The organism is Shimia sp. R9_2 (genome assembly GCF_017743735.1).
Classification (GTDB): Bacteria; Pseudomonadota; Alphaproteobacteria; order Rhodobacterales; family Rhodobacteraceae; genus Shimia.
This window is the reverse complement of record NZ_JAGHRO010000003.1, coordinates 250003-273377: the sequence shown is the minus strand read 5'-3', so window position 1 is coordinate 273377 and position 23375 is coordinate 250003. Positions and strand designations below refer to the sequence as shown.

26 protein-coding genes and 1 tRNA gene are annotated in these 23375 nt (G+C 58.1%); 20 read left to right on the top strand and 7 right to left on the bottom strand.

What is annotated here, in order from left to right; translation table 11 throughout:
- Positions 1 to 156 precede the first annotated feature (156 nt).
- The 7 genes from J7400_RS09920 (at position 157) to J7400_RS09890 (ending at position 4751) form a co-directional block, all read left to right on the top strand.
- Complete coding sequence (locus J7400_RS09920; RefSeq protein WP_209062646.1) at positions 157 to 588, top strand: nuclear transport factor 2 family protein; 432 nt, start codon at positions 157 to 159, stop codon at positions 586 to 588.
- 51 nt (positions 589 to 639) lie between these two features.
- The gene (gene chrA, locus J7400_RS09915; RefSeq protein ID WP_209062644.1) at positions 640 to 1896 is read left to right on the top strand and encodes a chromate efflux transporter; all 1257 of its coding nucleotides are present in this window, start codon (positions 640 to 642) and stop codon (positions 1894 to 1896) included.
- 79 nt (positions 1897 to 1975) lie between these two features.
- Entirely contained in the window at positions 1976 to 2446 is a 471-nt protein-coding gene (locus J7400_RS09910) for a ClpXP protease specificity-enhancing factor SspB (RefSeq protein WP_209062642.1), read from the top strand.
- A gap of 152 nt (positions 2447 to 2598) precedes the next feature.
- Complete coding sequence (gene fumC, locus J7400_RS09905) at positions 2599 to 3993, top strand: class II fumarate hydratase (protein WP_209062640.1); 1395 nt, start codon at positions 2599 to 2601, stop codon at positions 3991 to 3993.
- A 128-nt stretch (positions 3994 to 4121) separates the two neighbouring features.
- Positions 4122 to 4259, top strand: a complete 138-nt coding sequence (locus tag J7400_RS09900) for a hypothetical protein (RefSeq protein ID WP_209062639.1) — start codon at positions 4122 to 4124, stop codon at positions 4257 to 4259.
- Positions 4260 to 4335: 76 nt separating this feature from the next.
- Positions 4336 to 4521 (top strand): DUF4169 family protein, encoded by a 186-nt coding sequence (locus J7400_RS09895; protein WP_209062637.1) that lies wholly within the window; start codon positions 4336 to 4338, stop codon positions 4519 to 4521.
- Complete coding sequence (locus J7400_RS09890) at positions 4518 to 4751, top strand: ribbon-helix-helix domain-containing protein (protein WP_209062635.1); 234 nt, start codon at positions 4518 to 4520, stop codon at positions 4749 to 4751. Before J7400_RS09895 ends, J7400_RS09890 begins: the two co-directional genes overlap by 4 nt.
- A 69-nt stretch (positions 4752 to 4820) precedes the next feature.
- Here J7400_RS09890 and J7400_RS09885 read toward each other — a convergent pair whose 3' ends face one another.
- Complete coding sequence (locus J7400_RS09885) at positions 4821 to 5231, bottom strand: SufE family protein (RefSeq protein WP_209062633.1); 411 nt, start codon at positions 5229 to 5231, stop codon at positions 4821 to 4823.
- A gap of 128 nt (positions 5232 to 5359) precedes the next feature.
- Here J7400_RS09885 and J7400_RS09880 point away from each other — a divergent pair, with 128 nt between their 5' ends.
- Positions 5360 to 5866 (top strand): hypothetical protein, encoded by a 507-nt coding sequence (locus J7400_RS09880; protein ID WP_209062631.1) that lies wholly within the window; start codon positions 5360 to 5362, stop codon positions 5864 to 5866.
- A gap of 90 nt (positions 5867 to 5956) precedes the next feature.
- Here the strand turns inward: J7400_RS09880 and J7400_RS09875 are convergent.
- Both J7400_RS09875 and J7400_RS09870 read right to left on the bottom strand, forming a co-directional pair.
- A tRNA-Ile gene (locus J7400_RS09875) sits at positions 5957 to 6032 on the bottom strand.
- 35 nt (positions 6033 to 6067) lie between these two features.
- On the bottom strand, positions 6068 to 7000 hold the full coding sequence (locus tag J7400_RS09870) for a LysR family transcriptional regulator (RefSeq protein ID WP_209062629.1): 933 nt from the start codon (positions 6998 to 7000) through the stop codon (positions 6068 to 6070).
- A 152-nt stretch (positions 7001 to 7152) separates the two neighbouring features.
- Between J7400_RS09870 and J7400_RS09865 the strand changes: the two genes are divergently transcribed.
- From J7400_RS09865 to J7400_RS09840, 6 genes are all read left to right on the top strand, one after another.
- Positions 7153 to 8091: an MBL fold metallo-hydrolase gene (locus J7400_RS09865; RefSeq protein WP_247738730.1), complete on the top strand. Its 939-nt coding sequence runs from the start codon at positions 7153 to 7155 to the stop codon at positions 8089 to 8091.
- Between the two features lie 107 nt (positions 8092 to 8198).
- Entirely contained in the window at positions 8199 to 9248 is a 1050-nt protein-coding gene (gene purM / locus J7400_RS09860; protein WP_209062625.1) for a phosphoribosylformylglycinamidine cyclo-ligase, read from the top strand.
- On the top strand, positions 9245 to 9838 hold the full coding sequence (gene purN / locus J7400_RS09855; RefSeq protein ID WP_209062623.1) for a phosphoribosylglycinamide formyltransferase: 594 nt from the start codon (positions 9245 to 9247) through the stop codon (positions 9836 to 9838). Before purM ends, purN begins: the two co-directional genes overlap by 4 nt.
- A gap of 85 nt (positions 9839 to 9923) precedes the next feature.
- Positions 9924 to 11093, top strand: coding sequence for a ribonuclease D (gene rnd, locus J7400_RS09850; protein ID WP_209062621.1), 1170 nt, complete (start codon positions 9924 to 9926; stop codon positions 11091 to 11093).
- Positions 11094 to 11364: 271 nt separating this feature from the next.
- Positions 11365 to 12012 (top strand): hypothetical protein, encoded by a 648-nt coding sequence (locus tag J7400_RS09845; protein WP_209062619.1) that lies wholly within the window; start codon positions 11365 to 11367, stop codon positions 12010 to 12012.
- A gap of 252 nt (positions 12013 to 12264) precedes the next feature.
- Entirely contained in the window at positions 12265 to 12594 is a 330-nt protein-coding gene (locus J7400_RS09840; RefSeq protein WP_209062617.1) for a TfoX/Sxy family DNA transformation protein, read from the top strand.
- On the opposite strand, the gene J7400_RS09835 is transcribed toward J7400_RS09840, so the two are convergent.
- Positions 12591 to 13127 carry an NUDIX hydrolase gene (locus J7400_RS09835; RefSeq protein ID WP_280637997.1) on the bottom strand — a complete coding sequence of 179 codons (537 nt, stop codon included), beginning with the start codon at positions 13125 to 13127 and terminating at the stop codon, positions 12591 to 12593. The genes J7400_RS09840 and J7400_RS09835 overlap by 4 nt on opposite strands.
- Positions 13128 to 13218: 91 nt before the next feature.
- On the bottom strand, positions 13219 to 13641 hold the full coding sequence (ndk, locus tag J7400_RS09830) for a nucleoside-diphosphate kinase (protein ID WP_209062611.1): 423 nt from the start codon (positions 13639 to 13641) through the stop codon (positions 13219 to 13221).
- Between the two features lie 134 nt (positions 13642 to 13775).
- Here ndk and J7400_RS09825 point away from each other — a divergent pair, with 134 nt between their 5' ends.
- From J7400_RS09825 to J7400_RS09815, 3 genes are read left to right on the top strand one after another with little or no spacing between them, the layout of a single operon-like run.
- Positions 13776 to 15626 carry an ATP-binding cassette domain-containing protein gene (locus J7400_RS09825; RefSeq protein WP_209063039.1) on the top strand — a complete coding sequence of 617 codons (1851 nt, stop codon included), beginning with the start codon at positions 13776 to 13778 and terminating at the stop codon, positions 15624 to 15626.
- Positions 15627 to 15668: 42 nt separating this feature from the next.
- A complete protein-coding gene (locus J7400_RS09820) occupies positions 15669 to 16292 on the top strand; it encodes a MarC family protein (protein WP_209062609.1) in 624 nt (207 codons plus the stop codon).
- 26 nt (positions 16293 to 16318) lie between these two features.
- Positions 16319 to 16900 (top strand): TIGR02281 family clan AA aspartic protease, encoded by a 582-nt coding sequence (locus J7400_RS09815; protein ID WP_209062608.1) that lies wholly within the window; start codon positions 16319 to 16321, stop codon positions 16898 to 16900.
- A gap of 10 nt (positions 16901 to 16910) precedes the next feature.
- On the opposite strand, the gene J7400_RS09810 is transcribed toward J7400_RS09815, so the two are convergent.
- Together J7400_RS09810 and J7400_RS09805 are read right to left on the bottom strand one after the other, a co-directional pair.
- Entirely contained in the window at positions 16911 to 17378 is a 468-nt protein-coding gene (locus tag J7400_RS09810; RefSeq protein WP_209062606.1) for a DNA polymerase III subunit chi, read from the bottom strand.
- A 4-nt stretch (positions 17379 to 17382) separates the two neighbouring features.
- Positions 17383 to 18849 (bottom strand): leucyl aminopeptidase, encoded by a 1467-nt coding sequence (locus tag J7400_RS09805; RefSeq protein WP_209062603.1) that lies wholly within the window; start codon positions 18847 to 18849, stop codon positions 17383 to 17385.
- A gap of 144 nt (positions 18850 to 18993) precedes the next feature.
- Between J7400_RS09805 and lptF the strand changes: the two genes are divergently transcribed.
- The 3 genes from lptF to lptD are packed head-to-tail and all read left to right on the top strand — an operon-like array spanning position 18994 to position 23371.
- Complete coding sequence (lptF, locus tag J7400_RS09800) at positions 18994 to 20109, top strand: LPS export ABC transporter permease LptF (RefSeq protein WP_209062601.1); 1116 nt, start codon at positions 18994 to 18996, stop codon at positions 20107 to 20109.
- A complete protein-coding gene (gene lptG / locus J7400_RS09795) occupies positions 20106 to 21203 on the top strand; it encodes an LPS export ABC transporter permease LptG (RefSeq protein WP_209062598.1) in 1098 nt (365 codons plus the stop codon). Before lptF ends, lptG begins: the two co-directional genes overlap by 4 nt.
- A complete protein-coding gene (lptD, locus tag J7400_RS09790) occupies positions 21200 to 23371 on the top strand; it encodes an LPS assembly protein LptD (RefSeq protein ID WP_247738729.1) in 2172 nt (723 codons plus the stop codon). Before lptG ends, lptD begins: the two co-directional genes overlap by 4 nt.
- Positions 23372 to 23375: the final 4 nt, after the last annotated feature.

Sequence of the window (23375 nt, the reverse complement as noted above, 5' to 3'; positions counted from 1 at the left end):
AACCTTGGCGAGTGGCTACTAAGAACTTAGATCTTCAAAGGCGGTGTCAGGTGCAAAAAACACATTTTCGCCACCTTTTGATCTAATTTTTTAACCTTTCACTTACTCTTTAATACCTAGCGTGTTCGTGGGGATAACAAAGTAGGGTACGAAACAATGACTGTGGACAAGCAGCAAATCATCAAGGACTGGTTTCGTCGGGTTTGGGTCGAACAAGATATGGACGCCATCGACGAGATGTTCCGTCCGGACAGCACCGCCGAAGGGGTTCTTCCCGGCTTTGGCGTCGGCCCTGACGACTTCCGGGAAATGGCGACCATGTATCTGGCGCTGGTCGAAGATCCGATCGTGACCGTGGACAAGGTGATGGACGATGGCGATTGGGCCGCAGCACTCTGGACCATGAGCATCGCCAACCCGACCGGCGGGGACCGCATCAAAGGCTTTGGCCAGCTTTTCGTCCGCTTTGAAGGCGAAGTTATGGTCGAAGCCTATAACAACTTTGATATGGTTGGATTTTTCCAGCAGCTCGGCCTTCTGCCAGAGCAAACCATCGCACTCTGCCTGACCGGACAAAAGGTCGCCTAAGACTGAAACGAATCTCTTGCATCTGTGACCCGCGTCGCTAGCCATGAGCGCATGTCACAGACGCCGCTTCTTTCCGATCTTTATCGCGTTTTTGGACGCATAGGTCTGCTGTCCTTTGGTGGTCCGGCGGCGCAAATCAGCTTGATGCATCAGGAACTGGTTGAGCGCCGCCCCTGGCTTGAGGAACGCGAGTTCCTTGGCGCGCTCTCCTTCTGTATGCTTTTGCCCGGCCCCGAGGCCATGCAGCTCGCTACTTTCTGTGGCTGGAAACTGCGCGGCGCTCTTGGCGGCCTCATCGCCGGCAGTCTGTTTGTCCTGCCCGGTGCGGCGCTTATCTTCTGCCTTGCAGCCGGCTACGCCGCTTATGGCAACTTGCCCCTGGTCGCTGCCGCCTTTGTGGGTGTCAAAGCCGCCGTGGTTGCGATCATTCTGCAAGCGCTGTTAGGTTTGTCACGCAAGGTGCTGACAAACAAGCTAAACACCGCCGTTGCTCTGGCAAGCTTTCTGGCACTTTTCTCAGCTCTCCTTCCTTTTCCGGCGGTCATTCTCATCGCTGCGGCAATCGGCTTTCTGATCCCGTCCAAAGACAGCACACATGTCGCGGCAAGCCCGACACCATCCAGCGGCAAGCCCATCACAACGTCGCTCAAGGCCATTCTGGTCTGGGGCAGCCTTTGGGCCGCTCCCGCACTCTTTCTGTGGATGCAGGGAGGCTTCTTAAAAGACGTCGCGCTGTTCTTTTCAAAACTGGCGGTCGTCAGCTTTGGCGGCGCCTATGCCTTGCTCGCTTACATGGTGCAGACCGTGGTGCAAGACTTCGGCTGGCTGTCGACCGATCAGATGATGGATGCGCTCGGCCTTGCCGAAACCACTCCCGGCCCGCTGATTCTTGTCACCCAATTTGTCGCAACCCTTTCCGGCGCTTTGCAGGGCGGACCATGGCTCGCCTTCACCGCAGGGCTGACAGCGCTCTGGTGCACCTTTATCCCTTGTTTTCTTTGGATATTCGCAGGTGCCCCGCATGTTGCGCGCATCCTATCCGAGCCGCGCCTCAGCCACGCCCTCAGCCTGATCTCGGCAGCGGTTCTTGGCGTGATCCTCAATTTGAGCCTGTGGTTCACGCTCAATCTGCTGTTTGGAGAAACCGTGCAAACCGGCTTTGGCCCCCTGCCCGTTCTAACCAGTTTTGACCTGCAAGCCGCGCTCCTTTGTGTCCTCGCGGGCGTCGCTCTGCTCACCCTTCGGTTGCCACTCCTCACAACACTGTTTATCAGCGCCGCAAGCGCGACAGCTTTGGGTTGGATATGATGCACTTTTTGACATGCATCATCTTTCGTTTCCCGCTCAATGAGCTATTGTCGGAATTGTAGACCATCGGAGCTAGCCCATGTCCGGAACCATCGACTACGGAAACCTTATGCACCGCGCGATGCGCAGTCTGATCCAGACGGTTCTGACCGACGTGCAATCCAATGGACTTCCGGGCGAGCACCACTTCTTCATCACCTTTGACACACAGCACCCGGATGTGGAGATCGCCGAATGGCTGGCAGATCGCTACCCCGGCGAAATGACCGTGGTGATGCAGCATTGGTATGACAATCTCACAGTCTCTGACGAAGGCTTTGCGGTCACGCTGAACTTCGGCGACTCACCTGAGCCTCTGTATATTCCTTACAACGCCATCAAGACCTTCGTGGACCCGTCCGTCGAATTTGGCCTGCGCTTTGAAACGCAGGAAGACGAGCTGGAAGATGAAGAGCTCGACGAGCTGCCCGAGGAAATCAACCTCGAAGAGATTGTCGAAGAGCCCCGCAAAGACGCCGAAGTTGTCTCACTGGACAGCTTCCGCAAGTAAGGGCTCACCGCGCCAATCGTCGCGGGCTTCGCCAATTTGCACCAGTTTGCTTGAAGTTTGACAGCTGCGTTAGCGGTATCCCACGGTATACTGTATTGCACTTTGGCCCCATTCCGCTATGACACTCCTGACATATTTTACCGGAGGTCACGATGGCAGATACCCGCACCGAAACCGACAGCTTTGGCCCGCTGGAAGTTCCTTCTGACAAATATTGGGGCGCACAAACCCAGCGTTCGATCATGAACTTCCCAATTGGTTGGGAAAAGCAGCCGGTCGCCATCGTGCGCGCGCTTGGCGTGATCAAACAAGCCTGCGCCATGCAGAACAAGGCCACCGGAAAGCTGGACGAGAAAATCGCGGACGCGGTGATCCAGGCAGCCTCCGAAGTGGTTGCAGGCAAGTTTGACGACAACTTCCCGCTCGTTGTCTGGCAGACCGGCTCCGGCACCCAGTCCAACATGAACTCCAACGAAGTGATTGCAAACCGCGCGATCGAAATCCTCGGCGGCGTGATTGGCTCCAAAGATCCGGTGCACCCCAACGATCACTGCAACATGGGTCAGTCCTCCAACGACACATTCCCAACCGCAATGCACATTGCGGCTGCAATGACCGCGCGCGACGTGCTGCTGCCCGGCCTCACCAAACTGGCCGAAGGTCTTGAGGCGAAAGCCGAAGAGTTCAAAGACATCATCAAGATCGGCCGCACCCACACCCAGGACGCAACCCCTCTCACCCTGGGTCAGGAATTTGGCGGCTACGCCCACCAGATCCGTCAGGGCATCACGCGTGTTGAAGCCGCACTTCCGGGCATCTACGAGCTGGCACAAGGCGGCACCGCCGTTGGCACCGGCCTGAACACCCAGAAAGGCTGGGGCGAAGCTGTGGCGGCCAACATGGCTGAAATTACCGGCCTGCCCTTCGTAACTGCGCCAAACAAATTTGAAGCACTGGCGGCCCATGACGCCATGGTCTTCATGTCCGGCGCGCTCGCCACTGTTGCTGGTGCAATGTACAAAATCGCCAACGACATCCGCTTCCTCGGCTCCGGCCCACGCTCTGGTCTGGGCGAGCTGATCCTGCCGGAAAACGAGCCAGGCTCCTCCATCATGCCGGGCAAAGTGAACCCAACACAGGCCGAAGCGATGACACAGGTCGCCGCGCATGTGATGGGCAACAACGCAGCGATGACCTTTGCCGGGTCTCAAGGCCACTTCGAGCTTAACGTCTACAACCCGATGATGAGCTACAACCTGTTGCAATCCATGCAGCTTCTGGGTGACGTGGCCGACAGCTTCACCGAACGTATGCTCAACGGTATCAAAGCCAACGAGCCACGCATCGACAAGCTGATGAAAGAAAGCCTCATGCTGGTGACCGCTCTTGCGCCAACCATCGGCTATGACAACGCCACCACCGTTGCCAAAACTGCCCATAAAAACGGCACCACCCTCAAAGAAGAAGCCATCGCGCTTGGCTTTGTGGACGCGGAAACCTTTGACGCTGTTGTGCGCCCAGAGCAAATGATCGGCCCCAAAGGCTGATCACTCAGACATAACAACATCAAGGCGGTCCATTTCGGGCCGCCTTTTCTTTTGGAAATGTCAAATACCAGCGACGGAATTCAACGCCGCGCCCGTATCAGCTCTATATCCTGACCAACGAGCGTCCTATGAAACGTCAATTTCTTCCTCCACTCTTTCTGCTGATCATCTTTGTACTTGGCGGCCTGTCCCTCGCCTCTTCGCCGGTCTTTGCCACCGATGGCGGCTTGGCCTGCGCAAAGTCTCTCGATGTGATGGGCCTCTGAAAAGCGTGCAAAAAGCGTTTCGGATCAAATGCAAAGGCCTCTATGCAAATCAGGCACGCCGCGATACCTTGGGTTCATGGCCGAGATTATCAACCTGAACAAATTCCGCAAAGCGCGCGCACGCGCTGATCAAAAAGCGCTGGCAGAAGAGAACGCTATAAAATTCGGACGCACCAAGGCGCAGAAACAATTGGAAGAGGCACAGGCGGAGAAGTCCGAGCGGGATCTCGACGGCAAAGAACGCAGCAAAGATCCGGAATGAGCCGCCCTCAAAAACGCTCGCTGACCCTGCGCGGCCACCGCACGAGCGTCTCTCTAGAAGAAGATTTCTGGCGCGCCTTCCGAGAAATCTCGGAGGAAAAATCAATTCCAATCAACGAATTAGCGGCGCAAATTGATGCAGATCGCGATCTGGAGGCGGGCCTTGCCACAGCCATCCGCCTCTACATTCTCAACCACTATCGCAGCAAAGCGCAGTCCGCCGCGCTTTAGCCCGCAGGCTTCCTCTTGCCAAAAAATTCCCCGCCGGAGGCAGCGCCCTTTTGGGGCGCGTTCAAAGGATCAGGCTGCTTCACCGGCCACAAGTCGGATACGCTCAATCATCGCGCGCAATCCGTTGGAACGTTGCGAAGACAGATGCTCATTCAGCCCCAGCCGCTCCATTTCTGCGCGGGCATCCACCGCCAAGACCTCAGCCAGCGACAGCCCGTTGTAGAGTTTGCGCAACACCGCAATCAGACCGCTCACGATCATCGCGTCGCTTGCGCCCTCAAAGCTGAAAACACCGTCTTCGATCTTGGGGTGAAGCCAAACCTGACTGGCGCAGCCATCCACCTTGGTCGCTGGCACGCGCAGCGCTTCATCCAGCGGGGCCATATCCTTGCCCTGCTCGATCACATAGCGATAGCGGTCTTCCCAATCCTCGATGAACTCGAAGTCTTCGACAATGTCTTCAAACGCTTGCGCAGCCATAGGGTCGGCTCTCCTTCTGTCTGTCTTTCACCTAAGTGGACAGTCACAAAAGGTCCAGCCCCGCTATCCATGCTTTTCAAGCCAATACGAATAGGATAACCCATGGTGTCAAAGAATGAGGCTTATCGATGCGCACTCCAGTCCTGATTTTGCTGACCTCCACCTTGGCTTTGACCGCCTGCCAATCCCGCCTCAACCCGGTCAACTGGTTTGATGGCAGCGGCAAAAGCAACCAAGTCGTGGAAGGCAACCCGCTGATTCCCGATGAGGAGGAAGAAGGCGGCCGCTCGATCTTTGCCCGCGACGAGATTGTCGCCTACGTCGGGCAGCCGGTAACGCAGGTCTCCAATGTTGAGGTACATCGCGTGACCGAAGGCCAGCTTGTTATGGCGGTTGGCGTCTCCTCTGTGCACGGCACCCATGATGCCCGCCTGATTGCACGCGACGGCGGTGTCGACGGCGGCGTGCTGACGCTTGATTTTCTGGCGATCCCGCCCGCAAACCCGATCCTCGGCGGCTCGGATCTGACACGTGAGATCACCACCGCGGTGGTGCTGACGGATCAGCAGATGGCAGGTGTACGCACCATTCGCGTGGCCGCAGCAAACAACACTCTGGATCGCCGCGCACGCTAAAGGCGCGGCAGCCAACATCCTCACGTCAAAGGCATTTCGCCTTTGGCAGAGGTTTTCTTTTTTAGATGCTTGGGAAAGACTGGCGGTGTTTGGTAGGCCCGGCAGGATTTGAACCCGCAACCAAAGCGTTATGAGCGCTCTGCTCTAACCGTTGAGCTACAGGCCCGCCTGATGCTTGGTTATGAAATGCCAAAGACGGCGTCAAGCGGTCAGTTTGTTATTCGTGTTCGCCGCGACCGCCTGCCTGTGGATCGCGGCCAATTTCTCAACAAACGTATTGATCACCAGCTCGACCTTGGAGCCTGGAATGATCCGCGTCGGCGTCACCGCAAACAAATCTTTTGTCGGCGCAGCAAAGCCCGGCAAAATCTCTTCATAGACACCGTCATCGAGCTCTTTCTGGATCAACATGCGCGCGACCCGCGTGTAGCCAGCCCCTGATTTCACCGCTTTGAAAATGATGTCGGGATCGTCCGCGGTGAAACCGATCCGGACCGGAGCCTGATATTCGATCCCGTCCCGCGTCACTGAAAACGAGCCCAGCGATTTGTCCTCATGGTGCTGAATGAACTTGAGCCGCTTGAGGTCTTCGGGCCTCTCCGGCCGCCCATGCTGATCCAGATAGCTTGGGCTTGCAAAAAACACCGTCTCCAACGCCGCTATCTTACGGCCGTAGCCTGAGGTTTCACCCAGCTTTCCGGCACGAATGGCCAGATCAAACCCTTCACGCACCACATCCACAAAACGGTCTTCCAGCTTTAGCACAATATCCAGCTCGGCATGTTCTTTTCCAAGCCCGATCAGAACCGGCCCAAAAACCTCGCGCCCAAGAAAATGTCCCACGCTGATCCGCAAGGTTCCCGCAACCTCGCTGCCAAGCGCATCAAGCTCCGCCAGCATCAGATCATGGCGTTCAAGCAGCTTCAGCGCATGTTCCCAGACCAGCACCCCTGCCCGCGTTGCAGAAACCCCATTGGGGGAGCGGTGCAAAAGCTGCTGACCCATGGCGGCCTCAAGCTGCCTGATCTGTTGGCTCACCGCAGACTGGGTGATCCCCCGATGCGGCCCCGCCGCAGACAAGCTGCCCTCAGCAATCGCGCTTACAAATGTCTCCAGCAGTCCCAGACGATCCATGGTATTAGCATCTCTTATATTAACTATCAGGCGCAGCCCGCTACTGCGCCAGAATAGCAGTGCTATTTCATCATCACCAGCACAAGCTGGCGAATTAACCCCTGTGACCGATATCGGAGTTCCTTATGTCTTTGTCCCGCAGACGTTTCCTTATGTCCTCATTGGCAGCCCCCGCATTGATCAGCCTGCCGAAAGTACTCCACGCCAAAGGCCCCGCCGCCAAAGCCTTGCCAGCCACTGTGCGCTTCACGGTCGGTGAGGCGACTGTGACGGCACTTTTGGACGGCTATCTCGACGCTGCACCCGGGCTGTTGTCTGATTTTGACGAACCAGCCATTTCCTCCGCACTGGCTAAAGCACAGCAAACGCTCCAGCCGGGCGGCGTGCGCATTCCTGTAAATGCCTTTCTGATGGAGCAAGGTGCCAGAAAAACCCTGATCGACGCGGGCTCAGCCAATCTGATGGGAGACACGCTTGGCGCGATGGGCGCAGCCCTTGAGGCCATCGGGGTGTCCGCTATGGACATCGACGCCGTTGCGCTGACCCATATGCACCCTGACCACGCTGGCGGGCTGCTCAACACTGATGGCAGCGCTGCTTTCCCTAATGCGCAGATCTCGGTTTCTGAAACCGAATTTAACTTCTGGCACGATGACGCCATCATGGCCGGCGTGCCTCAGGGTAGTCGTGGCTTCTTCCAATTGGCGCGCAACAGTGTGGCACCTTACAAGGATCAGCTGTTGTTTCATACCAAGGAACAGGAGCCTTTGACGGGGCTGGTCGCTCTACCTATGCCGGGACACACGCCCGGGCACACCGGCTACCTCCTGCAATCCGGCGGAGAGCAATTGCTGTTCTGGGGCGACATCGTGCATATGACCGCCTTGCAGTTCGCAAATCCCGGCCTCACCCTCGCGTTTGATGGAGATCCGAAACAGACCGTCGACACCCGCCTGCAGATGTTTGACCGCGCCGTCGCTGACAACCTGCTGGTCACCGGCGCGCATCTGAATTTCCCGGGCTTTGGCAAGGTGCAGAAATCGGCGAATGGCTTCAGCTATCAGGCCGCTCCGTGGCAATACGGCGCCTAAATACTCAGATGCACCGTCTGTTAGCGCAGAGGGTGCAATCCATGGTTCCCTTTGCCCAAGTGATCCTTTAAGCAACGCGCCAAGTATTGATTGAGAGGACACGCCCCATGAGCGACGGCAAAAACGGCATCACCTACGCAGATGCAGGTGTGGACATCGACGCAGGCAACGCGCTGGTGGAGCGCATCAAGCCTGCTGCCAAACGTACAACACGTTCCGGCGTGATGGCGGGCCTTGGTGGCTTTGGCGCGCTCTTTGATCTCAAAGACGCAGGCTACACTGATCCGATCCTAGTCGCAGCCACCGATGGTGTGGGCACCAAGCTGCGCATTGCCATCGACACCGGCAATGTTGACGGCGTAGGCATTGATCTGGTGGCCATGTGCGTGAACGATCTGGTGTGTCAGGGCGCTGAACCTCTGTTCTTCCTCGACTATTTTGCCACCGGCAAACTCGAAACCGAAACCGCCGCACGTATCATCGAAGGCATCGCAGAAGGCTGCTTCCAGTCCGGCTGCGCTCTGATCGGCGGCGAAACCGCAGAAATGCCCGGCATGTATGAAGCGGGCGATTTTGACCTTGCGGGCTTCTCTGTTGGCGCGATGGAACGCGGCGCAGACCTGCCTGCCGGCGTAAAAGAGGGCGACGTGCTTCTGGGGCTTGGCTCCAATGGCGTGCACTCCAACGGCTACAGCCTTGTACGCAAGCTTGTTGAAGTTTCCGGCCTTGGCTGGGATGACACCTGCCCATGGGACGCAAGCCAGACCCTCGGCGCGGCCCTGCTCGCTCCGACACGTCTTTATGTGAAACAGGCGCTGGCCGCCGTGCGCGCAGGTGGCGTGCATGCTCTGGCCCATATCACCGGCGGCGGCCTCACCGAAAACCTGCCCCGTGTGCTGCCAGAAGGTCTGGCCGGTGCGATTGACCTCTCCAGCTGGGAGCTGCCTCCTGTGTTCCAATGGCTCGCCAAAACCGGCGGCATGGACGAAGCTGAGCTGCTCAAGACCTTCAACTGCGGCGTCGGCATGATCCTATCTGTGGAAGCGGATCAGGCCGATGCACTTGCAGCGCTTCTGCGAGAGCAAGGTGAAACTGTCTACACCCTTGGCACCGTGACCAAAGGCGAAGGCGTCACCTACAGCGGATCGCTTCTGTGAAAAAACGCGTTGCGATTTTTATCTCCGGCGGCGGGTCCAATATGGTCCGCCTGCTGGAGGACATGGTCGAACCCGGCCATGAGGCAGAGCCGGTTCTGGTGCTTGCCAATAGCGCTGATGCTGGCGGTCTCGCCAAAGCGTCGGCCATGGGTGTGCCAACCGTCTCGGTGGACCACCGCCCGTTTAAGGGCGACCGCCCTGCCTTTGAGGCAGCGCTTCAGGCAGAGCTTGATAAGGTCCAACCGGACATCCTTTGTCTGGCCGGATTTATGCGTGTGCTCACAGAAGGCTTTGTCGCCCCTTGGGAAGGCCGTATGCTGAACATTCATCCGTCCCTGCTGCCCAAATACAAAGGCTTGCACACCCATGCGCGCGCGCTCGAAGCGGGTGATGCGGAGCATGGCTGCACCGTGCATATGGTCACGCCTCTGCTGGATGACGGCCCCATTCTGGGCCAGGCACGTGTGCCGGTCTTGCCTGACGACACCCCGGAAACTCTCGCGGAACGCGTTTTGGTACAGGAGCACCGGCTTTATCCCGCCGCTCTGCGCCGTTTCGCCGCCGGAAATACCACACCCTTCACGCTTTAAGGGTTGGTGAATTGCTTTCCCCTATGTTTCTGCTTAGTGCTGGTTAGAAGAGCACGGCAATACGGACGAAGAAGATACGCCACCTATGAAGACCATCGCCACCACTGAAGAGCTTGCGCAGTTCTGCGAAATGGCGCGCAAAGCCCCCTACGTTACCATCGACACCGAGTTTCTGCGGGAACGCACCTACTACTCCAAGCTGTGTCTCGTTCAGCTCGCTGTGCCCAGCGACATGCCCGGTGACGAAGAGGACAAGGCGGTTCTGGTCGACCCATTGGTGGACGGTATCTCGCTTGAGCCGCTCTATGAGCTCTTCCGCGATACTTCTGTGGTCAAGGTCTTCCACGCCGCGCGTCAGGACCTTGAGATCTTCTTTGTTGAGGCTGGTGTATTCCCGAACCCGCTGTTTGACACGCAGGTTGCGGCCATGGTCTGCGGCTTTGGCGAGCAGGTTGGGTATGAGACCCTCGTGCGCAAGATTGCAAAGCAGGGCTTGGACAAAAGCTCCCGCTTCACCGACTGGTCCCGCCGTCCGCTGACCGAAGCGCAGAAAACCTACGCGCTGGCAGATGTGACCCATCTACGCAAAATCTACGAATTCCTTGCTGCCAAGCTCAAAGAGACCGGCCGCGCCCATTGGGTGGAAGAAGAGATCCAGATGCTCACCCGTCCGGAGACCTACATCATCGATCCGGAAAATGCGTGGAAACGGGTCAAAACCCGCACCACCTCGCCCAAATTCCTTGCGATCGTGCGCGAGCTTGCAAAGTTCCGCGAGGCTTATGCGCAGGAGCGCAACGTGCCACGCAACCGCGTGTTCAAAGACGACGCACTGGTAGAGCTGGCCTCAACCAAACCCGGTAATATGCAGGATCTGGGCCGCTCCCGCCTTCTGCTGCGCGAAGCGCGCAAGGGTGATATTGCCGATGGCATTCTCGCCGCTGTCAAAGCGGGGGTATCCTGCCCGTCTGATGAGATGCCACGTCTGCCCAAACGTGACGACAAGCAACAGGTCAACCCGGCATTGGCTGATCTTCTCCGCGTGCTTCTGAAAGCCAAAACCGAAAGCTCCGGTGTGGCGCCAAAGCTGATCGCGACTTCCGCTGATCTGGATACTCTGGCCTCCGGCGGGCGCGATGTTGCCGCGCTGCATGGCTGGCGGCATGAGGTCTTTGGTGCAGACGCCCTGCGTCTCTGCACAGGCGAAGTTGCCCTCGCCGCCAAAGGATCCGCGATCAAAATCGTGAAGCTCTAAGGCGTCCAAGCCTCAGCAAACATGGCCTGCAAGACGTTGCACTGCACCGTCTTGGCCAAAACAGTCGCGGCCAAACTTGGCGCGCACTATCGGCTCGCCTGTCCGAAACTGTCGTCTGCATGACCGAAGTCAACATTCAGATGCAGCGCGGCCTGTTCCTATCATGGAGATACACCGCGCCCATTGCCGCACCTCAATGAGAGCCAGCTAAAAGCCCTTGGCACATGAGCATCTCGGCGCAACCGCTTCTTTGCGCGAAAGGAATTGCGACATGTCCAAGACAGCCCCAAGTGCCTTCTTCACGCTTCCGGCAACCCTCGCTCTTGCCGCCACACTCTCCACGCTCTCGGCCAGTGCCGCAGCCAAACAGGATCTCGCCACATTGCTGGCCACCTACGGTTCAAGTTGGGCAAGCCACGACATGGACGCGCTTGTCGCGCTCCAGCCCGAGGACACCGCCTTTCGTCTGGTCGCTGCTGGCATCAATCCCGCGCAGGACAACGACAGCCTGAACGCCTTACTCGCCGCGCTCTATGCCGCAGCTCCGCCAAAGCAAACCGGCCGCAAAACCATTCTCTCCGGAGCACACTATGCGGTTCTCAAACACGACCTGACGGTTGATGCCAAAACCGTCGCACCGTGCGATCCACGGCGGCAAACAAATTCTGAGACCTCGCTCACGCTCCCGGCCTTGGATGTGCTCGTCTTTGAAAACGGACTCATCAAGGAAAAGATCACCTACCTCGATGTGAAGCCCCAACACCCGCTTGCCAATCGCGCAGAGTTGCAAACTGGCTTAGACCGCGAACCTTCTTATCAAACACGCAAAGCGCGCCCAAAGTTTACTCAAATCCACCTGAAAGGGCATGAATTTGCCTCAAAGCAAGCCTTCCGGCCGCACATTACAGCGCAATGTTAGGAGACACCTCACGCCTGTGCCCAAAGTTGGATCACAGGCACACCAAAAGAGATCAGACACTCAGATCAAAAGGAGCAGGATCATGGCCACATCAAAACCTGAATCACAGCACCCCTCACAGAACGCACAACAGCCGCAAAGCCCTGCTTCTGCAGCAAAGCCCGCGCCAAACGCGGATGCAAAGTTCACTGACTGGGCGATGATCTAACATCCCCTCTTGTTCACGATTTGGTCCCACCTTATGGTTGGGCCATGTCAGACCCGATTTCCTCCATCCGCAACCTCGGCCCGGCCTACGAAGAAGCCTGCGCCCGCGCCGGTATTCACACCGCTGAAGAGCTGAGGGCGCTGGGGGCCGATGAAACTTACGCGCGTCTCCTGAAGACCGGAACCAAGCCTCATTTCATCGGTTACTATGTCCTGGTGATGGGGCTGCAAGGCCGTCCTTGGAACGATTGCAAAGGCAAAGAGAAAGACGCCCTGCGCAAACGCTTTGACGCGCTCAAGGCGCGCGCCCATGACAAGGGGCGCTCAGAACTCGAAGACATGCTCAACAAAATTGGCGTGATCGAAAAACGCTAGAGCCGAAGGCGCGCCATGCCCCAGGCCGCCACATGGTGCGTGACCGCCAGATCACCGTTCAACATGGCGCGATCCAGCTCTTCTATCGTCCAAAGCTCTTCCTGCATTTCCTCCAGATCACCGGCATCCGGCTTGGCAACCCGACGACATCCCCGCGCAAGAAAGTAGTGGCCTTCGCATCCTTTCTGATTGGCATTGTCGACATAGCTGCCCATCGGGGTCAGCGTGCCAACCGCCAAACCGGTTTCCTCCATCAGCTCGCGCTGTGCTGCTGCCTCCGGCCCCTCACCCGGATCAATGAAACCCGCCGGAAAAGTGACAGACACTTTGCGCGGCCCATGTTTGTATTGCCGCAACATCATCACGCTGCCGTCGTCCATAACCGGTACAACCAGCGCAAACGACCGCAGCTCCAATTGGTAGAAATCGTCGATCAACCGCCCATCGGGCAGCTCCACCGTTTCTTTGGCAACCTTCACATAAGGCGCAGCCTCAAAAACCGTTTCCCGCGCCTTTGTTTTCCAAACGTCCATCAGCACCCTCTCAGAACAAAAAATGGGCCGCGGCATTCCCGCGACCCATCCGTAAATTCATAGTGGCGATAATCTCCCCCCGGGGCAATGCTTAGCCCACCAGCTCCAGACCGGAGAAGAAGTATGCGATTTCTACCGCTGCGGTTTCTGGTGCGTCAGAACCGTGTACGGAGTTTTCGCCAACGGATTCAGCGAACTCGGCGCGGATGGTGCCTGGTGCTGCGTCTGCTGGGTTGGTTGCGCCCATCACTTCGCGGTTTTTCGCGATTGCGCCTTCACCTTCCAGAACCTGTGCCACGATTGGCGCAGATGCCATGAATTCGCACAGTTCGTCGTAGAAAGGACGCTCTGCGTGCACCGCGTAGAACACACCTGCCTGCTCTTTGGTCAGGTGAATGCGCTTTTGCGCCACGATGCGCAGGCCAGCTTCTTCGAACTTGGCGTTGATTGCGCCGGTCAGGTTGCGGCGGGTGGCATCAGGCTTGATGATCGAGAAGGTGCGTTCCAGAGCCATGTCTCTTTTCTCCATATAAGATTGGGGCCAGCACCACGCCCGCCCCGCATTCGAATTGTCGCTCCGATAGCACGCGATTAACGACTTGAAAAGCGATGATTGACGCCGCCGTAATACTGCGCCAAACCCGCGTCATGCTTAAGATCTCTGACATCTCCTATTCCGTCGAAGGCCGCCCGCTGTTTGAAGGCGCCTCTGCGACCATTCCCACCGGCCACAAAGTGGGTTTGATCGGCCGCAACGGTGCCGGAAAAACCACCCTTTTCCGCCTGATCCGCAGCGAGTTGTCTCTGGAAGGTGGCAGCATCACCCTGCCCCAGCGCGCCCGTATCGGCGGCGTGGCGCAGGAGGTGCCCTCAAATGAGGTATCACTGATCGACACCGTGTTGGCGGCCGACACTGAGCGCGCAGCCTTGCTGGCTGAATCAGAAACCGCCACCGACTCAGACCGCATTGCCGAAATTCAAACCCGCCTCAGCGACATTGACGCTTGGAGTGCAGAGGCCCGTGCCGCCTCCATCCTCAAGGGGCTTGGCTTTGATCACGAAGATCAACTGCGCCCGTGTTCTGACTACTCCGGCGGCTGGCGCATGCGCGTGGCCTTGGCGGCTGTGCTCTTTTCGCAGCCTGATTACCTGCTGCTTGACGAGCCGACCAACTATCTCGATCTCGAAGGCGCGCTGTGGCTGGAGAACTATCTGGTCAAATATCCGCACACCGTTCTGATCATCTCGCACGACCGCGAGCTTCTGAACCGCTCCGTCGGCGCAATCCTGCATTTGGATGAACGCAAGCTGGCTTATTACACCGGCCCCTATGATCAATTCGCCCGCCAACGCGCCGAACAGCGCGCTGTTCAGGCCGCTGCCGCCAAAAAGCAGCAAGCGCAGCGCGAGCACCTGCAAGCCTTTGTGGACCGCTTCAAGGCAAAGGCGTCCAAGGCCAAACAGGCGCAAAGCCGCGTGAAAATGCTGGAAAAGATGACTCCGATCACCGCGCCTGAAGATGCAGCACGTGTGGTCTTCACCTTTCCCAAGCCTGAAGAGCTGTCCCCGCCCATCATCGCGATTGAAGGTGGATCGACAGGCTACGGCGAAACGGTTGTGCTCAAAAACCTGAATTTGCGCATAGATCAGGATGACCGCATCGCACTTCTGGGCAAAAATGGTCAGGGTAAGTCGACTCTCGCGAAATTATTGTCCAGCCGACTTGAGCCGATGGGAGGCAAATTCACCACCTCATCCAAGCTGCGCATCGGCTTCTTTGCGCAGCATCAGGTTGATGAGCTTTACGTGAACGAAACACCCATCCAGCACCTGATGCGCGAGCGTCCGGCGGAAGGTCAGGCGCGCCTGCGTGCGCGACTTGCTGGATTTGGCCTGGGTGCCGCACAGGCGGAGACCGAAGTGGGCCGCTTGTCAGGTGGCCAAAAGGCGCGTCTATCGCTGCTGCTTGCCACCTTGGATGCGCCGCATCTTCTGATCCTCGACGAACCGACCAACCACCTCGACATCGAGAGCCGCGAGGCCCTCGTTGAGGCCCTCACCGCCTATACCGGCGCGGTCATTCTGGTCAGCCACGACATGCACCTGCTCACCTTGGTGGCCGATCGCCTCTGGCTGGTCAAAGATGGCACGGTGAAGCCCTATGAGGATGACCTTCAGGCCTACCGCAAACTGCTGCTCACCTCTGACAAACCGGCCAGTGAAAAACCAAAAGCCAAACCCGTGGCCAAAAAAGCCAGCCGCGACGAGATTCTGGCTCTGCGCGCCGAGGTGCGAAAGTCAGAGCAGCGGGTCGAAAAACTCAACGAGATGGCGGACAAGCTGGCAACCAAACTGGCGGACCCGGCTTTCTATGAGGGCGAGAAACTTGGCGAGATGGAAGTCTGGCAAAAGAAATATGCCGAAGTCCGCGATGCCCAGGACCGCGCCGAAGATCTTTGGATGAAAGCGCTGGAAAAGCTGGAAAAAGCCGAAGGCTGACCTTAGCCTTTGCTCCATCACTAAAAGGAAAACCCAACCACCATGGACAGCGCAGCCTTTATCACGGCCTTTGTGACGCTTTTTGTGATCATCGACCCGATTGGACTTTTTCCGATCTATGTGTCGCTGACCCAAGGCGTGCCCGCGCGCGAACGGCGCACAATCGCCATCCGTTCCTGCGTCACGGCCTTTGTGATCCTGTCGCTCTTCGGCTTCCTTGGCGAAGCTGTGCTGAACGGCATTGGCATCTCCATGCCCGCGTTCCGGATTGCGGGTGGAATCCTGCTTTTTGTAACAGCTTTCGACATGCTCTTTGAACGCCGCACCAAACGGCGCGAAGATCAGGCCGAAGAAGCTGAGGAAGACTACCCGGATCCTTCGATCTTCCCGCTGGCCATTCCGCTGCTGGCAGGCCCCGGCGCGATCACCTCTGTGATCCTGCTCGCAGGTCAGGACACCGGCGTACAGGCCACCCTCGCGGTGCTTGGTGTTGCGCTTCTGGTTCTGGCAATTGTGTTCTGTCTGTTCCTCACCGCAGGTTATCTGGAACGCCTGCTTGGCCGCACCGGCATCACCGTGATCACCCGCCTTCTCGGCATGCTGCTCGCAGCGCTTGCCGTGCAGTTTATCCTTGATGGCCTCAAAGATTTTGGGCTTGTTGGCTAGCAAAGCGCATCTGGGACATCCGCATCATGAGCGAATTTGAGATCGGCCACCTCGCATATCTGAGCCTGCTACTGGTGATGGTTCTGATGTGGTACATTTCATCGGGCCGCCTTGCGCTTGGCCAGACCCTGCGTAACGCGGCCATATGGGTGCTGATATTTCTGGGGGCCATTGCGGTGGCTGGCATGTGGGAAGACATCCGCTCCACGGTGCGCCCCATGCAAACCGTGCTGGATGACGGCAGCCGCATCGAAATCCCGCGCAGCAACGATGGCCACTACTACGCCACGCTGCGCCTCAACGGTGCCAATATTGACTTTGTGGTGGATACCGGCGCATCTGAAATCGTGCTGTCCAAAGCAGATGCCCGCCGCGCCGGGCTTGATCCGGACAACCTCGCCTATTGGGGCCGCGCCATGACCGCAAACGGCGAAGTCCGCATTGCACCTGTCTGGATCGAGGAAATTTCTCTGGGAGATTTTACAGACCGCGACGTGCGCGCCACGGTGAACGAAGGCGAAATGCCGCAGTCGCTGCTCGGCATGTCCTATCTGCAGCGCTATGCGCAGATCACAATCGCCGGAAACCGTTTGATTCTAACGCGGTAAGCCTGGGATCTTAGTTCCCGCCGCTTTCCGCCTTCTTCTGCCAAACACCCGTCTCTTCAGACCAGTATTGCGCCGCGCAACCCGCATCGGTCAGCGCTTTCCACTGCCCCCGGGCATGTTGAACGGCCTCCGGGTCATGCCCGTCAAACAGGATACAGACCCGCTCAGTTGTGTTGACCTCTTCCGCGCTCACCGCCGCGCCATCCACTGACATGATGCATGCCGCCGCATTTGGCTTGTCCGAAGATGTCGTCAGCAAGATGGGCTGCAACCTGTCATAAGGTCCACCTGCCAGCCCATGCGCCAGAAAGCTCTCATCGCCCAAAAGCCAGAGCTTTTGATCCAGCCATTCCATGCGGCCCGGGTCCACCCCCCGCACAGCAATGGCCCAACCCGCGCCCCGCGCCTTCTCCAGAAGACGCGGCAGCGTGGTATCAAGCGGCGCTTGTGTCAGGTGATAAAAATAGGCCGCGCCCAAGGGCTTACACCTCGAAGTTGTCCGCCACCAACCGGCTCAGCGCGCTCACGCCCCAGCCGGTTGCACCAGCAGGTGCAAGCGCGGTTTCCGATTTCACGCTGGCAACGCCCGCGATATCGAGGTGAATCCACGGCATGTCTTCCTGCACAAAGCGCTGCAGGAATTCCGCCGCTGTGATCGACCCCGCTGGGCGGCCACCAACGTTTTTCACGTCTGCAATCCGCGATTTCAGCTGTTTGGCATAGCCTTTGCCCAGCGGCATCCGCCACGCGCCTTCACCTTCCGCATCCGCCGCTTTCAGGAAGGCGTTGCAGAGCATGTCATCGTTGGAGAAAACGCCCGCGTTTTCATGGCCAAGACCGATGATGATCGCACCCGTCAAAGTGGCCAAATCAATCATACCCGCCGGTTTGAAACGCTCTTGCGCATAGTGCATTACATCGCACAGCACCAAACGCCCCTCAGCATCTGTGTTGATCACCTCAATGGTGTCGCCCTTCATAGAGGTCACCACATCCCCCGGACGGGTCGCGCGGCCAGACGGCATGTTTTCCACGAGGCCGACAAGGCCGACCACATTGGCCTTTGCCTTGCGCAACGCCAGCGCTTTCATGGTGCCGGCCACAACACCTGCGCCGCCCATGTCCATGGTCATGTCTTCCATGCCGGCCGCCGGTTTGAGCGAAATGCCACCCGTATCAAACACCACACCTTTGCCAACCAGCGCCAATGGCGCGGCCTTGGCGTCGCCGCCTTTCCATTGCATCACAACAACTTTGGAGGGGCTTTCAGAGCCTTCTCCAACGGAGAGAAGCGCGCCCATGCCCAATTCCTTGAGTTGGTCCTCTTCCAGCACCTCAACCTCAAGGCCAATGTCCTTCAGCGCCACCAGACGGTCGGCAAATTCGGTGGTGGTCAGCACATTGGCGGGCTCATTGGTCAGGTCACGTGTGAAAAACGCCCCATCTGCCACGGCCAACAAGGGGCTGGCGGCGGCCTCAACATCGTCAGGCTTGCTCACCATCATGCGCACCGCGCGCGCATCATCCTTGGCCTCTGCGGTTTTGTGGTCATCAAAACCGTAGTCACGCATTGCGATGCCAAAAGCGATCTGCGCCGCTTTGGGATGGGTGCCAGCCAGCACGGTCAGCGCCGCTTTGCCACGCGCCTTACCAAGCGCGGCTCCGGCCTTGCGCGCCTCTTCCACGCTGCAACGGCGCGGCAGCACCACAACATCAACGGCTTCTGCGGCCAAACCAGCCGGAAACGCGAGGCTGATCAGATCGCCATTTGAGGCTTTCTCACCCTTTTCTTCACGCAGACGCTCAATCGCGCCACGGGTCAGCCGGTTGATCCGACGCGCGCCCTGATCGAGGTTACCCTCCTGAGGCACAAAAATCGCGATCCGCCCCTCTGCCTTTGCAATTTCGTCCAATTGGGTTTCTTCAAAAGCAAACTGCACAGGGCGCATTCTGGTGTCTCCGTTTTACTGATGCCAAACACCTAGCGCGCCCGATCTGGCTTGACCAGTAGCCATCGCCAGATTGCAGTTTCACCGCGCAATCAATTCCACTAAACTGCGCCGAAAGAATAGGCACTTGAGGGAGTCCACGGCGTGAGCAGATTCGACAGATACATCCTGTCGCAGTTCCTAACCCTGTTTGGCTTCTTCGCACTGATCCTTGTGTCGGTCTATTGGGTCAATCAGGCTGTGTCACTGTTTGACCAGCTGATCGCCAGCGGCCAGAACGTGGCTGTTTTTCTGGAACTTTCGGTACTGACCTTGCCAAATGTGATCCGGCGCGTGCTGCCAATCGCGGTTTTCGCGGGCACGGTCTATGTCACCAACCGCCTATCCAATGAAAGCGAACTGACCGTCATGCAGGCCACCGGCTTCAGCCCGTGGCGTCTGGCCCGTCCCGTGGCCATCTTTGGTCTAATCACTGCTTTGATGATGAGCGCCCTGACCCATTTTCTTGTGCCTGGCTCCACCAAAGAGCTGAGCCAGAGACAGTCCGAGATCAGCGAAAATGTCACCGCACGCCTTTTGACGGATGGCACTTTTTTGCATCCCATTGACGGGGTCACTTTCTACATCCGCGAAATCACCTCCGATGGTGTGCTCAGAGACGTGCTGATGGCTGACAGCCGCAACCCCGGCAGTTCTACGGTCCACACGGCTGCGGAGGCCTATCTGGTACAGGACGAAAGCGGCCCCAAACTGGTGATGGTCGACGGCCTCATGCAGCTCAACCCCACCGGCACGGACCGCCTGATGACCACCAACTTCGCTGACTTCTCCTATGACATCAGCGCCCTTGTTGACCCGGATGTCGCCTCCCGCGGCTCTATCGACTTCATGCCAACCTGGGATGTTTTTGGCGCCCTTGCCTCTGTGTCTGCTGAGACCGGAGAAAGCCTTGGGAAAGTCACCGAAGAATTCCACGCCCGCTTTACTCAACCGGTCATGTGTATCGTCTTTGCCTTGATCGGCTTTGGGATGCTGATCATCGGCAGTTTTAGCCGCTTTGGGGTCTGGCGGCAGATCCTGTCAGCCTTCGCCATCCTTGTTGTGCTCGAAGCGCTTAAAAATGTGGTGTCCGACCCTGTTCAGGATGCGCCGGACCTCTGGCCGCTGCTTTATCTGCCCGCGGCCCTCGGCTTCTTTGTGGCCTTTGGCTTGCTCTATTTCGCATCCAATCCTCTGCGCCTGCGGAGGGCAACCGCATGACCACGCACCTCTATTTCGCGCGCAAATTCCTCTGGATGTTCCTCAGCATCCTGACCGTCTTCTTCGTGCTGACCATGCTTTTGGACATGATGGAACAACTCCGCCGCTTTGATGTGGATGAGGTTGGGTTTTATCGCGTGCTCGGCCTTACGCTACTGCGCGCGCCACAGGGGCTTTACCAACTCCTGCCTTTGATTGTCATTCTGGCAACCGTGGCCCTGTTCATCGGCTTGGCCCGCAGCTCAGAGCTGGTGGTTGTGCGCGCCGCAGGCAGATCCGGGATCGTCGCGGTACTCTCACCTGTTGTTGTGGCCATGTTGCTGGGGCTGCTTGCGGTGACAGTTCTCAACCCGTTGGTCGCAACAACCTCTCTGGAATACGAAAAGCAAAGCGACGCCCTGCGCAACAATGGCGGGGAGGCGCTCTCATTGACCGAGGAAGGCATCTGGCTGCGCCAAGGCGGGCCGGAGGGCCACGCGGTCATTCACGCCGACCGCACCAATGCGGATGCAAGCCAGTTCATCAACCTCAGCGTCATCACATACGCCGACAACGGCGGGCCGCAATCGCGCATCGAAGCAGAGACCGCGCGCCTGCTTGAGGAAGGCTGGGAACTCACCAACGCCCGCGTCTGGAACCTCAACCGCAGCGTCACCGAAGGTGCCGAGGCCGTGCATCACGAAACGCTCCACCTGGCCAGCAATCTCACGCCCGACCGCATCCGCGACCGTTTCGGCAGCCCCTCTGCGATATCCGTTTGGCTTTTGCCCCAATTTATCAAAGAGCTCGACGAAGCAGGGTTTTCATCGCGCCGCCACACCGTTTGGCTGCACATGGAGCTGGCCCAGCCTCTGTTCCTGATGGCCATGGTTCTGGTTGGCTCCGCTTTCACCATGCGCCACACCCGCTTTGGCAACACCGGCGTCGCCGTTCTGTTTGCCATCCTTGTTGGCTTTAGCCTCTATTTCATCCGCAACTTCGCCCAGATCCTTGGAGAGAATGGTCAGATCCCGGTGCTCCTCGCAGCCTGGGCGCCACCTTCTGCAAGTGTCTTATTGGCACTGGGGCTGTTGTTGCATATGGAGGACGGATGACGAAGCTCCTCTTCCGCCTGATGGCGGCCACTGCACTGACTTGCGCTTTTGCTCCGCACACTTACGCGCAATCCGCCCCTGCATCGGCGGCAGGTTCAAACACCGCCCAAGAGGCGCCGCAAAATGTGGTGCTGATTGCCGACAGCGTGGAATTGGTCGGCCAGAATATCCTCAAAGCGCGCGGCAATGTCGAAGCCGTCTCCGGCAACACCCGTCTGCAAGCCCGCGAGGTCACCTATAATAACGAGACCGGCGAGATCAGCCTTATTGGCCCCATCCGGATCAGTGATGGGGATGAGATTTCCATTGTTGCCGACTCTGCCGAGCTTGATGCCGATTTCCGTTCAGGCCTGATCCGCAGCGCGCGCCTTGTGCTTGCCGATCAGGTGCAAATGGCCGCCCAACAGCTCAATCGCGTTGAGGGCCGCTACAACGTCCTGACCAAAACGACAGTTTCATCCTGTCGGATCTGCGAAACCGGCGAAGCCCCGCTTTGGCAAATCCGTGCCAAACGGGTGATTCACGATCAGCAAGAGCGGCAGGTGTATTTTGAGCAGGCGAGCTTTCTCGTCCGCGATGTGCCCGTGTTCTATTTCCCCTACCTGCGGATGCCCGATCCAACGCTGAAACGCAGCAAAGGCTTTCTGTTTCCGCAATTCACACGCACGTCGCTGCTCGGCAACGGGGTGAAGCTGCCTTACTTTTTCCCGATCGGCGAAGACAAAGACATCACGCTCACGCCTTATATCTCCACCGAATCCCGCACGCTGGAGTTCAGCTATCGGCAAGCGTTTGAAAATGGCGGATTTCAGGTTGATGGTGCGATTTCTGATGACGACCTGCGCCCCGGAGAAACTCGTGGGTACGCCTTTGCTAATGGACTCTTCCAGCTGCAAAGAGACTACAAACTTACCTTTGATATCAAAGCCGTATCAGATGATGCTTATCTCTCTGACTACGACTATTCAGATCTCGACCGCCTCAACAGCAGCGTGAAGGTGCAGCGCGCCTCTCGCTACGAAAACACCAGCTTTGGCGTGTACCACTTCCGCTCGCTGCGCGATGACGAAGACAACAACACCCTGCCCACGCTGGTGTTTCAGGCCGAAACCGAGCGCCGCTATTTCCCAAACCTTATTGGCGGCGAGCTGCGCACCCGGCTTGAGGCGCATTCCCACCAACGGGATTCAGGTGCGGATGGTGATGACGGCCGCGATGTGGCGCGCACCAACGCGTCTGTTGAATGGCTGCGCAATTGGACGATGGCGGGTGGCCTGCGCGTAGGAGCAACCGGTGGGTTGGCCTTTGACGCTTACAAAACACTGAACGATTCCAATTTCAGTTCATTTGACAGCGGCTTCACCCCCACAGTCGCCGTGAACCTGCGCTATCCGTTGGTCAAACGCGGCACCGACGGGGCAACCTATCTGCTGGAACCTCTTGCACAGATCGGCTGGACCGGTGGCAGCGATCTCGACATCGCCAATGATGAAAGCACCCGCGCGGAATTTGACGAAGGCAACCTGCTCGCCCTGTCTCGCTTCCCGTCTTATGACCGGCGCGAACGCGGCTCGGCTGCGGCTCTCGGTGTGAACTGGTCGCGCGTTACTTCAGAGGGCTGGGAAGGGCATTTCACCTTTGGCCAAGTGTTCCGCGATCAGTCCCAAGGTGATTTTTCTGAAACATCCGGCCTGTCCGGCAAGACCTCAGATCTGCTGATCGCGGGTCAGTTCAACAATCAAAACGGCTTGGTGGCCTCTGCCCGTGGCCTGCTGGATTCGGGCGGTACCCTCAACAAGGCGGCCGCCCGTCTGGGCTGGAGCAATCCGATGCTGATGGTGGATGCCAGCTACATTTGGCTGGCAAGAGATCCCGAAGAAGCGCGCGACGAGCGCATCTCGGAATGGACCTTGGACAGCAGCTACCGTTTCTCGCGCCATTGGACCGGACTGGTCGACTGGCGCTATGACGCCGTGGCCGGAAAATCGGCCCGCGCGGGCCTCGGACTGCAGTATCGTAACGAATGCGTGCAGGTCGAACTTTCGCTCTCGCGCCGCTTCTCCACATCCGATACCGTACAATCCAGCAACACCTTTGGCATCAACGTGGCCCTGCTTGGATTTTCGGTCAATTCAAACGATAAGAGCTATAGCCGCACCTGTGGCTGAATTA

Bases quoted from the DNA above. Each gene is read 5' to 3' on its own strand.
- J7400_RS09885 (WP_209062633.1), bottom strand. From the start codon at position 5,231: ATGGCTGCGCAAGCGTTTGAAGACATTGTCGAAGACTTCGAGTTCATC.
- fumC (WP_209062640.1), top strand. From the start codon at position 2,599: ATGGCAGATACCCGCACCGAAACCGACAGCTTTGGCCCGCTGGAAGTT.
- rnd (WP_209062621.1), top strand. From the start codon at position 9,924: ATGAAGACCATCGCCACCACTGAAGAGCTTGCGCAGTTCTGCGAAATG.
- J7400_RS09835 (WP_280637997.1), bottom strand. From the start codon at position 13,127: ATGGACGTTTGGAAAACAAAGGCGCGGGAAACGGTTTTTGAGGCTGCG.
- chrA (WP_209062644.1), top strand. From the start codon at position 640: ATGTCACAGACGCCGCTTCTTTCCGATCTTTATCGCGTTTTTGGACGC.
- lptD (WP_247738729.1), top strand. From the start codon at position 21,200: ATGACGAAGCTCCTCTTCCGCCTGATGGCGGCCACTGCACTGACTTGC.
- J7400_RS09840 (WP_209062617.1), top strand. From the start codon at position 12,265: ATGTCAGACCCGATTTCCTCCATCCGCAACCTCGGCCCGGCCTACGAA.
- J7400_RS09870 (WP_209062629.1), bottom strand. From the start codon at position 7,000: ATGGATCGTCTGGGACTGCTGGAGACATTTGTAAGCGCGATTGCTGAG.
- ndk (WP_209062611.1), bottom strand. From the start codon at position 13,641: ATGGCTCTGGAACGCACCTTCTCGATCATCAAGCCTGATGCCACCCGC.
- J7400_RS09900 (WP_209062639.1), top strand. From the start codon at position 4,122: ATGAAACGTCAATTTCTTCCTCCACTCTTTCTGCTGATCATCTTTGTA.
- J7400_RS09815 (WP_209062608.1), top strand. From the start codon at position 16,319: ATGAGCGAATTTGAGATCGGCCACCTCGCATATCTGAGCCTGCTACTG.
- J7400_RS09895 (WP_209062637.1), top strand. From the start codon at position 4,336: ATGGCCGAGATTATCAACCTGAACAAATTCCGCAAAGCGCGCGCACGC.
- J7400_RS09805 (WP_209062603.1), bottom strand. From the start codon at position 18,849: ATGCGCCCTGTGCAGTTTGCTTTTGAAGAAACCCAATTGGACGAAATT.
- J7400_RS09825 (WP_209063039.1), top strand. From the start codon at position 13,776: ATGCTTAAGATCTCTGACATCTCCTATTCCGTCGAAGGCCGCCCGCTG.
- J7400_RS09890 (WP_209062635.1), top strand. From the start codon at position 4,518: ATGAGCCGCCCTCAAAAACGCTCGCTGACCCTGCGCGGCCACCGCACG.
- purM (WP_209062625.1), top strand. From the start codon at position 8,199: ATGAGCGACGGCAAAAACGGCATCACCTACGCAGATGCAGGTGTGGAC.
- J7400_RS09920 (WP_209062646.1), top strand. From the start codon at position 157: ATGACTGTGGACAAGCAGCAAATCATCAAGGACTGGTTTCGTCGGGTT.
- J7400_RS09820 (WP_209062609.1), top strand. From the start codon at position 15,669: ATGGACAGCGCAGCCTTTATCACGGCCTTTGTGACGCTTTTTGTGATC.
- J7400_RS09865 (WP_247738730.1), top strand. From the start codon at position 7,153: ATGTCCTCATTGGCAGCCCCCGCATTGATCAGCCTGCCGAAAGTACTC.
- J7400_RS09910 (WP_209062642.1), top strand. From the start codon at position 1,976: ATGTCCGGAACCATCGACTACGGAAACCTTATGCACCGCGCGATGCGC.
- J7400_RS09880 (WP_209062631.1), top strand. From the start codon at position 5,360: ATGCGCACTCCAGTCCTGATTTTGCTGACCTCCACCTTGGCTTTGACC.
- J7400_RS09845 (WP_209062619.1), top strand. From the start codon at position 11,365: ATGTCCAAGACAGCCCCAAGTGCCTTCTTCACGCTTCCGGCAACCCTC.
- lptG (WP_209062598.1), top strand. From the start codon at position 20,106: ATGACCACGCACCTCTATTTCGCGCGCAAATTCCTCTGGATGTTCCTC.